The organism is Paenibacillus favisporus (genome assembly GCF_040545415.1).
GTDB classification, from domain to species: domain Bacteria; phylum Bacillota; class Bacilli; order Paenibacillales; family Paenibacillaceae; genus Paenibacillus_AQ; species Paenibacillus_AQ favisporus.
In genome coordinates this window covers 1,004,050-1,020,784 of record NZ_JBEPLV010000001.1, presented here as the reverse complement: position 1 = coordinate 1,020,784, position 16,735 = coordinate 1,004,050, and the positions used below count along the sequence as shown (strand labels likewise).

Genomic DNA, 16,735 nt, shown 5'->3' with positions numbered 1-16,735 from the left:
TTTCAGTGTCAGCTACGCGCATCTGATCTGTCGTCATCATACCACTTGATCATGTAACGGAAATAGGCAATGAATAGGTTAAGTCAACTTTACCCTCGAATGAGGCTAGTACAGCAGCGCCGCTTGTCTTTTATAGTGATCTTCGATCACCATACAGGCCATCGCTTCAATCACCGGTACGACTCGCGGACAGATGCACGGATCATGCCTTCCGATCGTTGTAATTTCCCTTTCGTTTCCTTCCGTATCTACCGTTCGTTGAGGTTTGGAGATCGACGAAGTCGGTTTCACGACAACCCGGAAAATGATGTCGGCCCCGGTGCTGATTCCACCGATAACGCCTCCGGCATGGTTCGTAATAAACCCGTTCTCGTCCATTTGATCGTTGTGTTCGCTTCCCAGCATGGATGCCGCCCGAAAACCGGTCCCGAACTCGATTCCTTTGATCGCGCCGATCGAAAGCATGGCCTTGGCCAGCTCAGCATCCAGCTTATCAAACACGGGCTCCCCAAGCCCTGCCGCAGCGCCGCTGATCCGGCATTCAACGATGCCGCCGCAGCTGTCGCCCTCTGCCGCGAGTTGTTCGATCCGCTCGATCATCTTCGCCGCCGCTTCAGGATCACAGGCGCGAACAGGATTTCGTTCGATGGCATCGGGATGGAAGGCTTCGCAGCGGATACCGGCGACCTCGGTCGTATAGGCCATGACGGAGACTCCCCGCCGTTCCAGCAGTTTCCGCGCAACCGCTCCGGCCGCGACCCGTGCCGCCGTTTCCCTTCCGGAAGCCCTCCCGCTGCCCCGATAGTCCCGAATGCCATATTTCTGATCGTAAGAAAAGTCCGCGTGCCCCGGGCGATACATCTGTTTGATGTCATCGTATGCGGACGGACGCATGTCCGTATTATTCAGCATCACGCTGAGCGGAGTCCCTGTTGTCCGGCCTTCAAACACACCGGATAAAATCCGGACCTTATCATATTCTTTACGCGGCGTTGTGACCGAAGACTGGCCCGGCTTTCTGCGGTCCATCTGAACTTGAATATCGTCCTCGTTTAGTTCAAGCCCTGGAGTGACGCCTTCGATAATGACTCCAATGGCTTCTCCATGCGATTCACCAAACGTCGTCATTTTAAACCGTTCACCAAAAGTACTTCCCGGCATAAAAATTCCCCCTCTATATAGATTGATCTAAAGTTTTGCATTGAACTTGCAACCATCTCTTTAGTTCATTCCATCTAACATCATGTATTGTCCTTATGTACTAGTTTAGAGGTATACTTGTAATAAATGAAATTGTAATATTCGACTCTTGCCATAGAATGGATTGATGCCAAATGATGATTAACACGGAATGGTACCGGATTTTTCTTCATGCTTCGGAAACCTTGAATATGACGAAAGCCGCGCAGCGCTTAAATATGACACAGCCCTCCGTCAGTTATGCGATCAAGCAGCTGGAAGACGCGCTTGGTGTTAAGCTGTTCGACCGCTTATCCAAAGGAATCGTTTTAACAGAAGAAGGGCATGCCTTGTACGATCAAGTCAGACAAGTATTCGATAAACTGGATTACGCCGAACGTTACATGAAGCAGTTGGGACAGCTGAACGAAGGGCGGTTACGGATCGGTGCCAACGGAGCGATCATCCGCGACTATATCGTTCCTCTGCTCGATATTTTCCGGTCCCAATACCCCAACATTCGGGTTCAAGTCTCGCAGCAAAAGACCGGTCAGATTTTGGAGCAGTTACAGCAGGGCTTGCTTGATCTGGGCTACGTTTATCTTCCGGTGAAGGATGCGGAGATTCAAGTCGTGGATACTTTTGTCTCGCCGTATGGTGTGGTGGCAGGGAAACCCTTTGCCGCTCTGGCAAAAGCCCCCTTGTCCGCTGCACAATTGGCCGAGCTGCCCCTGTTAATGCTTTCCCAGGGAAGTGCGACCCGCTCCTATATCGAAGCCTGGTTTCAATCCCAAGGCGTGGAAGCGGCGGCCGATTTCGAGCTGAACAGCTTGGATATGCTGGCGGAGTTTGCCGAGCGGGGGTATGGCGCAGCTATTTTGCCGAGAGCGTTTGTAGCTTCAAAGATCGATGAGGGTGCTTTATTGGAGCTTTCTATGGAAGTTCCGCTGCCGGACCGACACGTAGGCGTAGCTGTCAGAAAGCATTCGTCTCTGTCGCTCGCTGCAGAGGCCTTTTTGAACATACAAAACAGCCGGTCTCTTTGACCGGCTGTCCTCGCCGCGTTCCGATTATGAACGTGCATCCATTTTACATTTCTTGTAAGCAAGTGGTGTCATATTCATCGCCTTTCTGAATTTTTCTATAAAGTAGCTGGTGCTGTTAAACCCAACTTGGTAGGCCACCTCGGTAATGCTGGAATCGGCTTGCTGCAGGAGGACTGCGCTTTTCTGAAGCCTGTAATCGGTCACATAATTCAGCGGAGTCGTGTTGAGGATTCGTTTAAAATAGCGGCAGCATTCCGAGCGGCTCAATTGACCGGCTCTGGCAATATCATTTAACGCGATTTTTTCGGCGTAATGGATATCGATCCAGCTTAACATCTGCTTCATCCGCTCGTTTTTTACCGCTTCCACCTGGTCATATTGCAGTTGAAATCCGTTCAGGATCAGGTTTTTCCAAATGAAAGCCAGCTGCATCGTCATATCCAGTTCAAAGTATGGCGGTTGATGCTGAATCCATTGATGAATGTTCACCAAGGCATCTAAAATATTGGCGCCCCAAGCCTGATTAGGATCGATGTATAAATAAGGCAGATTCGTCGCTTGAATATACGGAGCAACATAGGCTCCATATAGCTCCCGTGATACGACAAAGTCAGGGGAGACATTCAGGCAAATATACACACAGCCCGATGCGTTCCGATCTACCGCCATGTGCAGGCGGCCGCTGTTGATGAAGATCCCTTCCCCTTGCCGAACAACGAGCTTCTCTTCGTTAATTTGGAACTCGGCTTCCCCTTTGACAACCCGAACGAATTGCAATTCATCATGCCAATGAAGCGGAATATGACCGTGTATGTTTTGGTTAATCGTCGTTTCGTAGCAGGCAACCGGAAGCACGACCGTCCGGTGCTCGGTTAATTCCTTCAAATTGCCGCCAATCCTGAAATCTTTAATTTGCAAAAAAAACCCACCTCAATATTGTTATATTTTTATATCCAATTTCGGTATTCCGAACAAAATTTTTTACCTATTATAACACTATTATTATATTTAAGGCGGAGAATCGATCTATGAATCCAACAGCTAGAAGAAAAGGGTTATTTCTTGTCATTACAGGAGCGATATTCTGGGGAATGAGCGGCACCGTCGCCAAAAAGCTCTTTGAGCAAACCGCAATCGATGTTAACGGACTGGTCACGGTACGCCTGCTCATCGCCGGTAGTTTACTGTTAACCATTCAATTTTGGGTCAAAGACCGCTCGCAAATCGTTGGGGTATGGAGAAACCGTCGGACCGCTTTGCGGCTCCTTGTTTTCGGATTAGTTGGCATGCTATCGGTTCAATATACGTATATGGCATCGATTCAACATGGAAATGCCGCTGTGGCAACGCTGCTGCAGTATTTGGCGCCTGTCATGATCATCTTCTATTTAATGTTGCGGAAGCAAATGGTTTTCACGCGAAAAGACTTGCTCACCGTGATCCTAGCTTTAGCGGGTTGCTTCTTCTTATTAACCAACGGCTCGATCTCGGAGCTTTCCGTGCCATTTCCAGCCGTAGTTTGGGGTATTTTATCAGGCGCGGCCTTGGCGTTCTACACCTTGTATGCCGTCCCGCTGCTGAGGCAATACGATTCCCTAGTCATTGTCGGCTGGGCGATGATCATCGGCGGTTTGGGCTTAAGTGTGATCCATCCACCATGGCACACCGACTTTACAGACTTGACGATCGACGCCTATCTATACCTTGCTTTCGTGGTCCTTTTCGGCACGATGATCGCATTTTGGTTTTACATCGAAAGCTTACAAAGCCTTTCACCTCAAGAAACAAGCCTTTTAGGCAGTTTGGAGCCGCTGGCAGCCGTGATCACAACCGTATTTTGGCTAAAAGAGCCTTTTGGTTTTTTTCAATGGCTGGGTACAGGGTGTATCATCGGACTGATTTTGCTTCTGGCTTGGAATAAGAAGTCGTCGTCCAGCTAATATGAATTTTTCATATATCGAATTTCTCATATGCTGCTCAAAAGAAAAACCGGCAAATTTGCCGGTACTCGCGGGTTGTATGCAGCTATTCAGAAACGAATCTATCCTTTCACCGCACCGGCCGTCATGCCGTCGATGAAGTACTTTTGGAAGGCAACAAACAGGATAAAGATCGGCAGAATCGAAAAGAACGAGCCGACGATGAGCAGGTCATAGTTGTTGCCGTACGGCGTCAGCAGCGTCTTCAAACCGATCGGCAGCGTGTACTTGTGCGAATCGCTCAGCACCATAAACGGCCACAAAAAGTTGTTCCAGCTGTTCATCCCGTTGAGAATGGCCATCGCCGCGAAGGAAGGCTTCATGACAGGAAGGATCAGCCTGGCGTAAATGCCGTACTCGCTCGCACCGTCCACCCGGCCGGAGGCGATAATCTCTTTCGGAATGCCGGACAGATACTGCCTGAAGAAGAAAATCGTCGCCGCATTGGCGATGCCCGGCAAAATAATTGCCGAGTACGAGTTCATCATGCCGAGGTTAAAGGTAAGCGTATATAAAGGAAGCAGCAATATTTCAAAAGGAACCATCATGATCAGCAGTACGCATATAAAAAGGATATTTTTCCCCTTAAAATCATAAGCGGCAAAGCCGTAAGCTACCGTCGCGCTGACCAGCAGCGTCAGAACGACCTGCACCACGGTCAGCAGCAGCGAGTTGAAGAACCACGTAAAATACGCATGATCCCCCGTGAACAAGAAAACAAAGTTATCCAGACTCATGACCGAGAAATCAAGCTTCAGGTTCAATCCGTACCGGATCAGCTCTTCGCCGGGCTTGAAGGAAGCGAGCGTTATAGCGTAGAACGGCAGCAAGATCAGGAAGCAGATGACGGCGAAAATGATGACGAGGACGATGTTGAGCGCGGTGTTCTTTTTCATCCCTAATCCTCCTTCTTAAACATGCCGGAGAACGCCAGCTGCGTCAGATTAATGATCATCGTCACGGCGAGCAGCACAATGCCGACCGCGGCGGCGTAGCCGAGATTGTTCTTCTCGATCCCTTGGCGGTACAAGTATCCGACGATCGTAAGGCCGATGTTTTTCGGCGAGTTGTTGCCGTTCCACAGCATGAGGCTTTCGATAAACATGGCCAGTCCCGCATAAATGCTGATCGTAAGCACATAAATCGTAGTCGGTTTCAGCAGCGGCATCGTGATTTTCGTGAATTTCTGGAATGCGGAGGCGCCGTCGATCGAGGCGGCTTCGTAGTATTCCTCCGGAATATTTTTGAGACCGGAAAGGAAGTACAGGATGTTAACTCCCGTCCACCGCCAGGTCGCCAGGGCGAGCAGGGCAACAAAACCGGTCAGATGCCCCTTCAGAAATTTCACCGGCTCGATACCGAAAACACCAAGGACGCTGTTGATCAGCGACCCTTCCATCTCCCCGAACATCAGACGGAAAATCGTCCCCGCCACCACCACGGATGTCAGTGCAGGAAAGAAGAAAGCCGATTTAAAAAATTCGCGGCCCCACATCCATTTGTTGTTGATCAGCACCGCAAGCAGCATCGGAAACGGAATCAGAATGACCAGCGTCAGCACCATATACAGCGCGCTGTTGCCGATCGACATCAGGAACACGCTGTCCCCCATCAGCTTCTGATAGTTATCCATCCCTGTCCACTCGGCCTCCTGCCCCAGGGTGACATGCTGGAAACTCATGCCGAACGAGCTGAGCAGCGGGTAAACCCAGAACACCAGAAAAATGGCGACAAACGGGAACACGAACACGTACGGGGCGACCTTTTGCGAATATATAAAACGCTTGATCATGTCTCTACTCCTTTCTGTTTGAAAAAGAGCCGCTCCCCGAAAAGACAAGAGCAGCTCTGGTTCCGGGCATGCCGGCTATTTCAGTTCCTGTTCGATCTGTGCCTGCGCGTCGTCCAGCGCTTCCTTAATGTCACGTCCGTCCTCGAAAATTTCGTTGAGCGTCGTCGTGTACAGCACGTTGTTGATCGTCGGCGAAGCCGGCGTCGATTTGATCAGACGGATTTCATCCTTGATGTCGTTCAGCACGTCAAACGGGTTGTTGACGAAATACTTCACGAATTGGTTTTCGGGATTATGCGTCACGTCCTTCATGTTCCATACGTCCATATTGATCGGGTCAAAGCCAAGCGTGTTCCAGATTTCAATGTTCGCGTCGAGGGACAGCTTGGCGTACGCAATGAAGTCTTTGGCCAGCTGAACGTCTTTGGCTGTTTTCGTGACGACGGTACCGGTCCCGCCTCCGCCGTAAGAGCGCGGCATTCCTTTTTCCATGACCGGAATCGGCGCAAGTGCGATTTTACCGGACAGGTCAGGCATGTAGTTCGTGTAACGTGACATCATCCACAGCGGCATGAAAGCCGTCGCATATTTTCCTTCGTTAAACTCGCCGTACGCTTCCTCCGTATCCGGCTGTCCGCCGGCAATTGTGGCGATGACGTTGTTATCCTGCAGATCTTTCAGCACCTTCAATCCTTTGACCATGGCGTCCGAATTGACGATCGGATTGCCCGCATCATCGGTAAAATCGCTTTTCTGCTGAGCCAGCATCATCGATGCCTCCCAACCGGCGCTCGTATCCGCCGTACCCATGTATTTGCCGGTCTTCTCGTACACCTGCATGCCTGCCTTCTTGAAATCGTCCCAGGTGACGATCGATTTGTAGTCCACGCCGGCTTCCTTTAGAATTTCGGTGTTATAGAACGCAACCGACGCACCGACGTGGGTCGAGAGTCCGTAAACCTTCCCTTCCTTGCTGTACATATCGATCTGGGACTGGACGATGGTATCTTTGTAAGGCTCGACCACGTCGTTCAGAGGCTCCAGCTGAGGGGTGCCTTTCAGAAAATCGGGAAACTTGCCGATCTCAATGTCTGCAATATCCGGTGCCCCAACGCCTGTCTGTACCGCGATCGAGAGCTTGTTATGCATGTCGTCATACGGCATGACCGTGACGTTCAGCTTAATTTGGCGATCCGGGTTCGCCGCGTTCCATTTCTCCAGCATCTTCTTGAAATGCTGCCCGTGCAGCTCCACAAATGTCCAGTAGGACAGCTCGGTTGCCGTGTCGCCGGCCCCTCCGTCCAGGACGGACGTTTTGCCTTCCGCACTATTGGAAGACTTGCCGCATCCCCACAACATCGTCGTCATCGTGACGACCAGCAGCAGCATCAGCCATTTTTTCTTCATATCCAGGATCCTCCCCTAAGCTTCAATGATTTTTCTTGCCGCCAAGCACTTGCAGGACAAAACAAATCTGACTGACCAAGAACGGGTGACCTAAAAACATGAATAAAGCGCTTTCATTTGTGTCTGATTTCAACTCCCCTGCCGGGCTCCGGCGGCTCCTCATCTCAGGAACCATTTTTCCGGGCGCCGCTTCCGCAAGCTGAACCGGGGCAGCTTCGGTAGGTTGCTGCGAAGATGACCTCCTCGGTTTTAATGTTTTCTAAAATAATTCAATACATATTGAATGAATCCGTTTGCAAGTATAAAATAACATACAGGAAATGGAGTTGTAAATATAAAATCTAAAACATTTTATATTTTTTTAAAACATAATAACAGGGGTCACATTTACCTCCAATACGTCCTTTTCTTCATTTAGCTGCCCATACTAGCTCTTCTCTCCCTTTACTTAGCGATCGTTATCCTCATTCTCTGCATTCCACCCCAACCAATCGACATTTTTCTGCACGTTTCTTCTAACGTCCCTACTATTTTATGTTTTTATAAAATAAAAAAAACGGAGCCCAAGCTCCCACTTTATTCCCGAGCCTATGTAAGTAATTTTGTCAAATCCACGGCATCGACAGAATGTTATGAACAAAAAGTGAACGCTCACAAAAACAGATTGTAAACTAATATTACATCCATTTATAATAAGAGGTATACACCAACTGATCATGTCATTTTATATAACATTTCTTTTTTGGAGGGATGTTTGATGACCCGCAGACGGAAACCGGTATTAAGAAGAACGCTGATGACGACGATTGCCGCTACTGCCCTGCTGACCAGCTTGCTTCCGGCAGCGTCCGATGCTTCTCCGGAAAAAGGATTATCTGCTATCGCATCAGCCCTGACTCCCATCCTCCAGCAGGCGGAGAAGGATGGGATTCGCATGTCGGTCGGCATCCGCGACCTCAGCGGCCATTACGGGCATGAAACACTGCTGCTTGGATCGCGGGAGCCGTACATGCCGGCCAGTACGATCAAGCTTGCCGTCGTATCCGCGTTGATGCAGCAGGTTGATCGGGGCGAGCTGTCCCTGGCCGATCAGGTCACGGTAACACCCGAAGACGTCGTGGGCGGCAGCGGATCGCTGCAGAACGAAAGCTTTCCGCAGGACCTTACGCTGGAACGCCTTGCCCGTCTGATGATCACCCAGTCGGACAACACGGCGACCAACGTGCTCATCGACAAGGTCGGCATGGACAGGGTCCAGCAGCTGATGGACCAATTGGACCTTCGGACGATGCACCTTGGACGCAAAATGTTTGCGGCTGCCCCCTCCCCCGCCCAGGACAATTACATCGACGCCGCGGATTTGACGGAGCTGCTCGGCCAAATCTATCAGGGTTCCTTCCTCAGCGTCTCCTCGAGAAACCAGATCATCGCCTGGATGGCCCGGCAGGAGGTCAACACCAAGTTTGGAGCAGCGCTGCCTGCGCCAATCGCCCATAAAACCGGGGAAAACGCCAACGTCACCCACGATGCCGGGTATTTCCTTGTACCGGGGCATGAGCTTGCCGTCTCCGTGCTGCTGCAGGTAACGACAACCCAGGATTTCGACGAAGCGCAGCGGATCGGCAATCCCATCGTGCAAAAGGCCGCCAGAGCCATCTACAGCGAGCTGGTCAAGGATCAGGAAGCATCCGCCGGCAGTCCGCTCACCCGCGCCGAGTTCACTTCCCTGGTCGCCAGAGAGCTTGGCCTGGCATCCGCTGCGGATCATTCGAGCCGGTTTCACGATATCGGCGAAGACAGTCCGTATGCAGGCGATATCGCCGCAGCCCGTCAAGCCGGTCTCGTAAGAGGAACCGGCGACGGCCGGTTTGACGGAACGGCGGTAATCACCCGCGCCGAGATGGCTGCGATTGCGGTTCGCGCCTATGTGTTTATTCACCGCGAAGCCTCGGCGTCAGAGGAAGCTCCCGAAGCCAACGAAGGCACCGTTCCCTCCTGGGCCGCAGGTTATGTCAGCCGAGCTCTCCAATTAGGAATGATGGAGCCTGCTGCAGCTCGAAGGACGGACCAACCTGCAAACCGGCAGGACGGGTCCCGATTCATCACCGGCATGTGGAATTTTACTCGCTGATCCGGTCCGGCTTCATCTAAGCTGCCGCTTTATTCAACACATAAAGGGATGCCCTGCCGTCGTATCGGCGTAAGGGCATCCCTTTTGTCTTTATTCCTTGCTTTTTCGTCGGGCTCAGCACGCAAGGGCGATACTGGATCAGCGGCTGTTCCCTGATCCATTTTGCCAGTGTCCCCTCATTCCTTCACGGAGCCCAGCGTAATCCCCGTAATAAAGAACCGCTGCAGAAACGGATAGATGACCAGCACCGGAATCATCGCAATGATAATTTTGGCCGCATTCAGCGTCCGGTTCGACAGTTCGCTCATCCGCTGAATCTGTTCGGCCGTCATCGTGTTGGCATCGATCACCACCACCATCTGCTGGATATACGTCTGAAGCGGATAATGGTCCGCCGCCGACATCAGCACGAGCCCGTTAAAAAATTCGTTCCAATGATACACGATGCTGAACAGCGTAACCGTAGCAATGACCGGCCCCGCGAGCGGGACAAAGATTTGGATCATCATCCGCCAGGGACCCGTACCGTCGACAAGCGCTGCCTCCTCCAGCTCTTTAGGCAGATTACGGAAAAAGTTAATGACAAGGATGACGCTGAATACCGGCACGCTGTTGCCGAGAACGAGCGCCCAAATGTTGTTGATGAGCCCCAGCGACTTCACCGTCATGTACCAGGGAATCAGTCCGCCGTTAAACAGCATCGTAAACACGAGGATCCACATGAGTACATTGCGATACGGCAGCTCCTTGGCATTTTTGGATAACGGATACGCCATCAGCAGAATGACCACAAAGTTCAGCCCCGCCCCGAGGATGACCCGCTGCACGGATATCCAGAACGAGTTAAAAAATTTGCGGTCTCCCATCAGCTCCTGGTAAGAACCGAGGTTGAAACCGACGGGCCACAGCCCGACCCGGCCCGAGCTTGCCGCTGCATTGTTGCTGAGGGATACGGCAAGGGTGTACCAGATGGGCAGGATGCATAAGATTGCGATGCCTACCAGGATCACGATCAGCGCAATATCAAACAGCCGGGAGCCTGCCGTGTTGTCTTTTACCATTGAACATGCACTCCTTTTGTCATCAAAAGATACGGTAGTTGGCAAACCGGTAAGCGAGATAATAGGAGATCGTGATCATGAGGAAGCTGACCACCGATTTGAGCAGGCCCATGGCGGTCGCCAGGCTGAACTGCAGATTGACCAGCCCCGTCCGGTAGACCCAGGTGTCGATAATGTCGCCGCTGGAATAGACCAGCGGGTTGTATAGATTGAAGATCTGCTCAAAGCCCGCGTTCAGTACATTGCCAAGGCTGAGCACCGAGAGCAGCACGATCGCCGAGACGATGCCGGGAAGCGTCACGTGCAGCATCCGCTTGAACCGGGTAGCCCCGTCGATCGCAGCCGCCTCGTACAGAGCCGGGTTGATGCCCGTCAGCGCGGCCAAATAAATGATCGTGTTAAACCCGAATTCCTTCCACACGTCGCTTCCTACGATGAGGGCCGGAAACAGGTCCGCCCGCCCGAAGAACAGGACCGGCTTGATATGAAACACCGACAAGATTTGGTTCACCGGGCCGGTGTAGCCGAAGATATCGAGCAGAATCCCCGAAAGGATAACCCAGGACAAAAAATGCGGCAGGTATACGATCGTCTGAATCCAGCGCTTCAAATACCGCAGCCGCAGCTCATTCAGCAGCAGGGCAAAGACGAGCGGGATGACCAGATTACCTACAATTTTGAGCACGGCGATCACCAGGGTGTTGACCAGAATCGTGACGCTGTCGTTCAAGGAAAACATGTATTTGAAGTTTTCAAGACCGACCCATTCCGAATGCAGAATTCCGAGGCCCGGGTTGTAATCCTGAAAAGCCATGACGATGCCGAACATCGGAACGATGCTGAACAGGGTCAGCCAGATCATTCCGGGGAGAAGCATCAAGTAATAGTGCTTGGCGAATCCTTTGTTAATCATCTTGCAGCCCCTTCCTTTTCCGGGTCATATGCTTAAATAGGGGAGGCGCCGGAACGGTTCCCGGCACCTGCCTTTCGTTGGAGCGTTAAAAGCCTACTGCTGCGCGATTTCCGCGACTTCCTTGAGAATGTCGTCCCCGCCCTGCTTCCGCCAGTCCTTCACGAACTGATCAAAGGTGTCCAGCGGGGCCGCTCCCATAATGATTTTCAGAAACGTTTCCTTCTCCATCTTGTCGAGTGTCGCCCACTTGCTCTCCATCGTTTTCGTTTGGGAATAGGTCAGGCTGTACGTCTTTTTATAGGGCTCCATCAGCGGCGCAATGCCGACCAAGGTGGAGTAGAGCCGCTTCCAGGCGCCTAAATCCGCATTCGGGTCCCAATACTGAATGTCCATTTTATCGTATGGTTCGAGCTTCACCTTCTTAATGTTCTCGGCATCGGCCTTCAGCAGCTTATAGCCCGGCAGATCGAGCTCCTCCGGCTTTTTGGTGCCGGCCAGCACTTCCTTCATCGCGTTGTAGGTCACGTACATTTCGTCCATTGGCGCAAACACGATGCGCAGCGGGTAATTCCCGATGCCGACGCTGACGTCGAATTTGGATTCGTCCCGGAGCAGAAGGTTTTCCATTTTGATCGCAGCTTCCGGATGCTTGTAGCCCTTGCGGACGACGAGATATTGGTTGGACGGCGTTCCCATATGAGGTGTGAACTCCCCGTTCTTGTCGAGCAGGGTGTAGGCCTGCCAGTTCGCCTTCGGATTGTTTTTGATGGCGTCCGCCAGCGGGCCGTACCCTCCTGCCCACCACAGGCCGAAGTAGATTCCGGATGTGCCGTTCTTGATCAGCTCCTGCGCGTCCTTGCGGATGCTCATTTCCGGATCGATCAGCCCTTTGGCATACAGGTCCCGGAGCTTGGCGAGCGCCTCCTTCGTTTCGGGTTCGATGGATCCGTAGGTCGGCTTCCCGTCTGCGCCCTTCAGCCAAAAGCCCGGATACGCGTGATAGGCGCCGAAGATCGGATCAAATCCGTAGTTGTTGTTGTTCGGATTGATGAAATCCGCATTGAGCAGTCCGCCGGATTGCGGGCCGCTGATGCCGATGGTGTCGTTTTTGCCATTACCGTCCGGATCCTGTTCCACAAAGGCTTTGGCGACCTTCTCCAGCTCCTCGACGTTACGCGGGACTTCAAGACCGAGCTTGTCGAGCCAGTCCTTGCGAATCCACATAATATGCTGCATGTCCGATTCCGCCGTCACGTTTGGCAGCGCATACATTTTTCCGTCGAAGGTGACGGATTTCATCGCAAGCCCATCCGTCGAATCGATGATCTTTTTCAGCACAGGGGAGGCATACTGCTCGTATACTTCCGACAGGTCGGCCAGCTGGTTGCTCTTGACCATCTGCCGCAGCTGCGTGTCCGTTACGACAAGAGCATCCGGAAGGTCGTTGCTGGCGATGGCCAGATTTACCTTTTGCTGATAATCCTTGCCGACGCCGGCCTGCCAAATAATCTTCGTATCGATATTGAGGTTGTCCTTGACGTACCGGGTATAGACGTTATTTTCCGGTGAGTCTCCTGGCGGAAGGCTCTTATCTGCCGAGTCCACCTCTTTGCCGATGTTGATCGTAACCGTCTCGCTGTAATTGCCGAACGGGTCCACCGGATCTTTGGATACGTCGGCTTCCTTCTCCGAAGCGCCGCCGCTGCCGCAGGCCGACAGAACCAGCATCAGGCCCGCTATCGCCAGGCTCATCATGGATTTTGCTCTCATCTTCTTCGCCCCTTCTTTCGCTCTTGGTTTGCTTGCACCTCTAAGGTAACACAGGGTTCCGCTTTTCCCGGTTAGACGGAAGTTTCAGGTTGGGATAGACAATTGACTTCAATCGGGAGGATGTCAGCGGTTTCACTGAAGCGTTTTCGACGAATTTCCTACTTGCCGGAGGACATTTCTCTACCCTTCTCTATCCTGATCCGATTGATTCCGATATTCGCTCGGCAGCAGCCCGGTATACTCCCGGAAAGATCGGCTGAAATACTTTTCGTCCTCATAGCCGACGTGCTGTGCGATCCAGAGGACCGTTTTGGTCGTATTCCGCAAGTAATGTTTGGCTTGATCCAGACGGATGCGGCGCAGGTAGGCATTGAAGTTGGTCCCGACAATTTCCTTGAAGCACTGGCTGAAATAACTGCGGCTCATGCTGACCCTGCGGGCGATTTCCGCCGCCGTCACCGGCTGGTCCAGCTCCTCGTGCAGCATGGATACGGCTGTCATCACGCTCTGAACAACTTCGGGCGAATAAGGAGCCCTGCCCCATTCTTCGCGAAGCTGCTTGCGGACGCCGTTAAACCACGCTTCGACCTCGAACCAGGAATTCAGCGGAGCGGGCAGGCGAATGCGAGTCGTTCCGGTTTTACCGGCCAGCTGGTCCAACCGGTCGGCCAGCACGTACAGCCGCCCCGAGAGCTCCGCCTGCGGCAGCCGCAGTTCTTTCAGCTCCTGCAGATTTGCCTGCAACAAACCTTCCCGGTAGATCCAGCCCGGCGAGAGCCACTGGGCCATTACGGTGAATGTAAGATCATCATTTACGGGGCTCACGCTCTGCGCGAGCAGTGACAAGGATCGATCCATGACCTTTACGGCCGGGTCATATTCATAAAAAAACTCCCCTTCGCAGTACCTCCGCACCTGGTCATACACTTCGGAAGGCATTCGGCCCTGGATACCCTTTAACCGGATCAGCGTCCACCCGGCGTCCGCTGAAGCCAATCGTACCAGCTCATCCAGCCCCTCCTCCCCCTTCTCCCCTCCCCCAAGGGTAAAGAACAAGACTTGGCGCCCCAATTCAGCAAAACGCTCCGCATACCGGACCGCCCACTCCACCACAGCACCTTGTTCCGGATCGCGGACCACTGACAGCAGCGCATAACCACGGTCCGTCGCAAAGGATTCGTCAGGGCTGCTTGCCCCGGGCTGTATGCGCAGCTTCCGAAGCCGCACTTCCTGCTCTGTGATGCGGCGATGAATCCGTCCCAGCACCTCCTCGAACCGTTCCTTCTCCAGCTGGACCTTGGCGATATAATCAATCGCTCCCAGCCGGATCGCTTCCTGGATGTATTCGAAATCCTGATGCAGGGTCAGCACCGCGATGTAAACCTCCGGATGCCGTTCACGCACCAAGCGCATCAGCTCCATACCGGACATGACCGGCATTTCCAGATCCGTCAGCAGCAGATCGACTTCATGATTGTCCAGAAATTCCAGCGCTTTTGCTCCGTTGTTCGCCTCCCCGATTACCTCCATCTCGAAATCCTGCCAGGGCATCACCGAAATGAGCCCTTTCCGGACCAGTTTATCGTCATCGACCACGAGTACTTTAATCATGGTCCGCACCTCCTTCATTAGGTAAGCTAAGCTTGATCGTCGTCCCTTCTCCGAGCCTGCTCGATAGCTCGAGCTTGGCCCTTCCGCCGTAATGCATCCCGATGATCCGGTTGACGTAGCTCATCCCGATGCCCATGCCGGCACTCCGGTTCCCGACCTCTGCGGACAGCAGCGCCTCGATTTTGTCCTCGGGAATGCCTGCTCCGTTATCCCGGATGGAGATCTCGATTTGATCCAACTGCCGTACATCCACCTGGATATAGCCGTCGTCGTCCAATCCGTGATAGAGGGCGTTCTCGACGAGCGGCTGCAAAATAAACCGGGGAATAGGCACATCCAGCACCTCCTGATCAACGTGGATATGGACGTCGAACTGAAAATCGTAGCGGATTTGCTGCAAAATCAGGTACTGCTTTACCGCATCAATCTCCTCCTGAATGGTGGACGTCTGGCCGAGCTTTCCCAGATTGTAATGCAGCAGTTTGTTCAAGGAAGAGACAAGCCTGTCGATTTCCTCCTGCCCGTTCATGACCGCGATCCAGCGGACGGTATCCAGGCTGTTCATCAAAAAATGCGGGTTGATCTGATACAGCAGCTTCTCTACCTCCAGATCCGCACGCCTTTTTTCCTTGGCCTCGACTTCCCGGAACAATTCCCAAATTTGATGCTTCATTTGCTGAAACCGCCGCACCAGCAGGTCGAATTCCGGAATATGGGTGCGGGCAGCCGGACTGCCGATGCGGCTGTCAGCCATTTGTTCGATTTCCCGGTGAAAGCCGCGAAGCGGGCGGTAGACCATTTTCCACAACAGCCAACCCAGCAGCAGGCTCATGCCGAGAAACAGCAGCGAAAACAGGCCGATCTGCACGAACCAGCGGTTCATTTCGCGGTTATAGTCCGCCTTGGATGTTAACGAGACGATGCTCCAGCCTTGATTGCTTGTTTCTTTAAACCAGTAGTAGCCTTGTTCCGTGCCCGACGACTTGGCCTGATCGAAATGCGGAAACTTCGTTCCGACCTGAAACGAATCCGGGGCGTCGCTGTAGGCGATCCGCCCGTCGTTATCCACAAACACATGGGAAGCCGTCCCGCCGACGGCATCATTATTCAATATGTTCTGCGTCAGCTTAAAGCCGGTCTCCATGTAAATGTACACGCCGTCCAGGTTAGGCAGGTCCACTTTGCGCATGGCCGAAAGCACGTATTGGTTGTCAAAACGGCTGTTGCTCACATGCGGTCCGTAGTACGAAATTTGGCTGTACTGGGCCAGCAGGGGGAGCTTATCGGGAGCAAAGCTGTCCTTGACGCCCGTATTCTCCAGTTCATAGTGACGGTCGTTCATAAAATAATACATGGCCAGTCCGATACTGGGGTTGGTGAACGTAATCAGGCCGAGCTCCTCCTTCAAATCGCTGAGCGTTTTCGCCCGTTCGAAAGGCTCCTCCGCCGACAGCATTTCACTCAGCTTGTTTCCGACGCTTCCGCCTACGGCGAACTGCTGCGACACATGGTTGAGGTTGTTGATGGAGTTTTCCAGGGAGAGCTCGACCTGCTTGAGGTTGCTCTGGATGCCGTTTTGGATTTTGTTGGTGAGGATGGAGTAAATGGTGAAATACGAGATGAGCACGATACTGACAAACGGAATCAATGAGCTGAACAGAAAAATGATCATAATCCTTCGTTTCAAGGTCAAATAATGATAGATACGCGCCTTCCACTTTGTTTTCATGACAGTCATCATGGCAGTCCCTCTTTTCTCATGCTTGGCTCGGCCCCTCCTTCAGGTCTCGGAAAATGAATTGGGAGAAGATCAGATGTAGGTTAACACAGGCGAAGCCAGGCATGC

13 protein-coding genes are annotated in these 16,735 nt (G+C 52.5%); 3 read left to right on the top strand and 10 right to left on the bottom strand.

Features of this window, described 5'->3' with window-relative positions; translation table 11 throughout:
- Window positions 1–105: 105 nt before the first annotated feature.
- The gene (gene aroC, locus ABID47_RS04850; protein ID WP_192715439.1) at window positions 106–1,161 is read right to left on the bottom strand and encodes a chorismate synthase; all 1,056 of its coding nucleotides are present in this window, start codon (window positions 1,159–1,161) and stop codon (window positions 106–108) included.
- A 173-nt stretch (window positions 1,162–1,334) separates the two neighbouring features.
- On the opposite strand from aroC, the gene ABID47_RS04845 reads away from it, so the two are divergent.
- A complete protein-coding gene (locus tag ABID47_RS04845; RefSeq protein ID WP_354495105.1) occupies window positions 1,335–2,225 on the top strand; it encodes a LysR family transcriptional regulator in 891 nt (296 codons plus the stop codon).
- A gap of 24 nt (window positions 2,226–2,249) precedes the next feature.
- Here ABID47_RS04845 and ABID47_RS04840 read toward each other — a convergent pair whose 3' ends face one another.
- Complete coding sequence (locus ABID47_RS04840; RefSeq protein ID WP_354495104.1) at window positions 2,250–3,143, bottom strand: AraC family transcriptional regulator; 894 nt, start codon at window positions 3,141–3,143, stop codon at window positions 2,250–2,252.
- Window positions 3,144–3,253: 110 nt separating this feature from the next.
- Between ABID47_RS04840 and ABID47_RS04835 the strand changes: the two genes are divergently transcribed.
- The gene (locus ABID47_RS04835; RefSeq protein ID WP_354495103.1) at window positions 3,254–4,165 is read left to right on the top strand and encodes an EamA family transporter; all 912 of its coding nucleotides are present in this window, start codon (window positions 3,254–3,256) and stop codon (window positions 4,163–4,165) included.
- 101 nt (window positions 4,166–4,266) lie between these two features.
- Here the strand turns inward: ABID47_RS04835 and ABID47_RS04830 are convergent, their stop codons facing one another.
- The 3 genes from ABID47_RS04830 to ABID47_RS04820 all read right to left on the bottom strand — a co-directional run bounded on the left by ABID47_RS04830 (window position 4,267) and on the right by ABID47_RS04820 (window position 7,403).
- Entirely contained in the window at window positions 4,267–5,100 is an 834-nt protein-coding gene (locus ABID47_RS04830; protein WP_354495102.1) for a carbohydrate ABC transporter permease, read from the bottom strand.
- A 2-nt stretch (window positions 5,101–5,102) separates the two neighbouring features.
- Window positions 5,103–5,996, bottom strand: a complete 894-nt coding sequence (locus ABID47_RS04825; RefSeq protein WP_354495101.1) for a carbohydrate ABC transporter permease — start codon at window positions 5,994–5,996, stop codon at window positions 5,103–5,105.
- Between the two features lie 75 nt (window positions 5,997–6,071).
- Entirely contained in the window at window positions 6,072–7,403 is a 1,332-nt protein-coding gene (locus ABID47_RS04820; RefSeq protein WP_076171508.1) for an ABC transporter substrate-binding protein, read from the bottom strand.
- Window positions 7,404–8,160: 757 nt separating this feature from the next.
- Here ABID47_RS04820 and ABID47_RS04815 point away from each other — a divergent pair.
- Window positions 8,161–9,534, top strand: coding sequence for a serine hydrolase (locus ABID47_RS04815; protein WP_354495100.1), 1,374 nt, complete (start codon window positions 8,161–8,163; stop codon window positions 9,532–9,534).
- A gap of 176 nt (window positions 9,535–9,710) precedes the next feature.
- On the opposite strand, the gene ABID47_RS04810 is transcribed toward ABID47_RS04815, so the two are convergent.
- The 5 genes from ABID47_RS04810 to ABID47_RS04790 form a co-directional block, all read right to left on the bottom strand.
- Window positions 9,711–10,595, bottom strand: coding sequence for a carbohydrate ABC transporter permease (locus tag ABID47_RS04810; RefSeq protein WP_354495099.1), 885 nt, complete (start codon window positions 10,593–10,595; stop codon window positions 9,711–9,713).
- 22 nt (window positions 10,596–10,617) lie between these two features.
- On the bottom strand, window positions 10,618–11,508 hold the full coding sequence (locus tag ABID47_RS04805) for an ABC transporter permease (RefSeq protein WP_116229958.1): 891 nt from the start codon (window positions 11,506–11,508) through the stop codon (window positions 10,618–10,620).
- 93 nt (window positions 11,509–11,601) lie between these two features.
- Complete coding sequence (locus ABID47_RS04800; RefSeq protein ID WP_354495098.1) at window positions 11,602–13,278, bottom strand: extracellular solute-binding protein; 1,677 nt, start codon at window positions 13,276–13,278, stop codon at window positions 11,602–11,604.
- Window positions 13,279–13,458: 180 nt separating this feature from the next.
- A complete protein-coding gene (locus tag ABID47_RS04795) occupies window positions 13,459–14,889 on the bottom strand; it encodes a response regulator transcription factor (protein WP_354495097.1) in 1,431 nt (476 codons plus the stop codon).
- On the bottom strand, window positions 14,882–16,630 hold the full coding sequence (locus tag ABID47_RS04790) for a sensor histidine kinase (protein WP_354495096.1): 1,749 nt from the start codon (window positions 16,628–16,630) through the stop codon (window positions 14,882–14,884). The genes ABID47_RS04795 and ABID47_RS04790 overlap by 8 nt, the downstream gene beginning before the upstream one ends.
- Window positions 16,631–16,735 lie beyond the last annotated feature (105 nt).

Bases quoted from the DNA above. Each gene is read 5' to 3' on its own strand.
- ABID47_RS04830 (WP_354495102.1), bottom strand. From the start codon at position 5,100: ATGAAAAAGAACACCGCGCTCAACATCGTCCTCGTCATCATTTTCGCC.
- ABID47_RS04835 (WP_354495103.1), top strand. From the start codon at position 3,254: ATGAATCCAACAGCTAGAAGAAAAGGGTTATTTCTTGTCATTACAGGA.
- ABID47_RS04795 (WP_354495097.1), bottom strand. From the start codon at position 14,889: ATGATTAAAGTACTCGTGGTCGATGACGATAAACTGGTCCGGAAAGGG.
- ABID47_RS04805 (WP_116229958.1), bottom strand. From the start codon at position 11,508: ATGATTAACAAAGGATTCGCCAAGCACTATTACTTGATGCTTCTCCCC.
- ABID47_RS04800 (WP_354495098.1), bottom strand. From the start codon at position 13,278: ATGAGAGCAAAATCCATGATGAGCCTGGCGATAGCGGGCCTGATGCTG.
- ABID47_RS04815 (WP_354495100.1), top strand. From the start codon at position 8,161: ATGACCCGCAGACGGAAACCGGTATTAAGAAGAACGCTGATGACGACG.
- ABID47_RS04845 (WP_354495105.1), top strand. From the start codon at position 1,335: ATGATGATTAACACGGAATGGTACCGGATTTTTCTTCATGCTTCGGAA.
- ABID47_RS04790 (WP_354495096.1), bottom strand. From the start codon at position 16,630: ATGATGACTGTCATGAAAACAAAGTGGAAGGCGCGTATCTATCATTAT.
- aroC (WP_192715439.1), bottom strand. From the start codon at position 1,161: ATGCCGGGAAGTACTTTTGGTGAACGGTTTAAAATGACGACGTTTGGT.
- ABID47_RS04825 (WP_354495101.1), bottom strand. From the start codon at position 5,996: ATGATCAAGCGTTTTATATATTCGCAAAAGGTCGCCCCGTACGTGTTC.
- ABID47_RS04820 (WP_076171508.1), bottom strand. From the start codon at position 7,403: ATGAAGAAAAAATGGCTGATGCTGCTGCTGGTCGTCACGATGACGACG.
- ABID47_RS04810 (WP_354495099.1), bottom strand. From the start codon at position 10,595: ATGGTAAAAGACAACACGGCAGGCTCCCGGCTGTTTGATATTGCGCTG.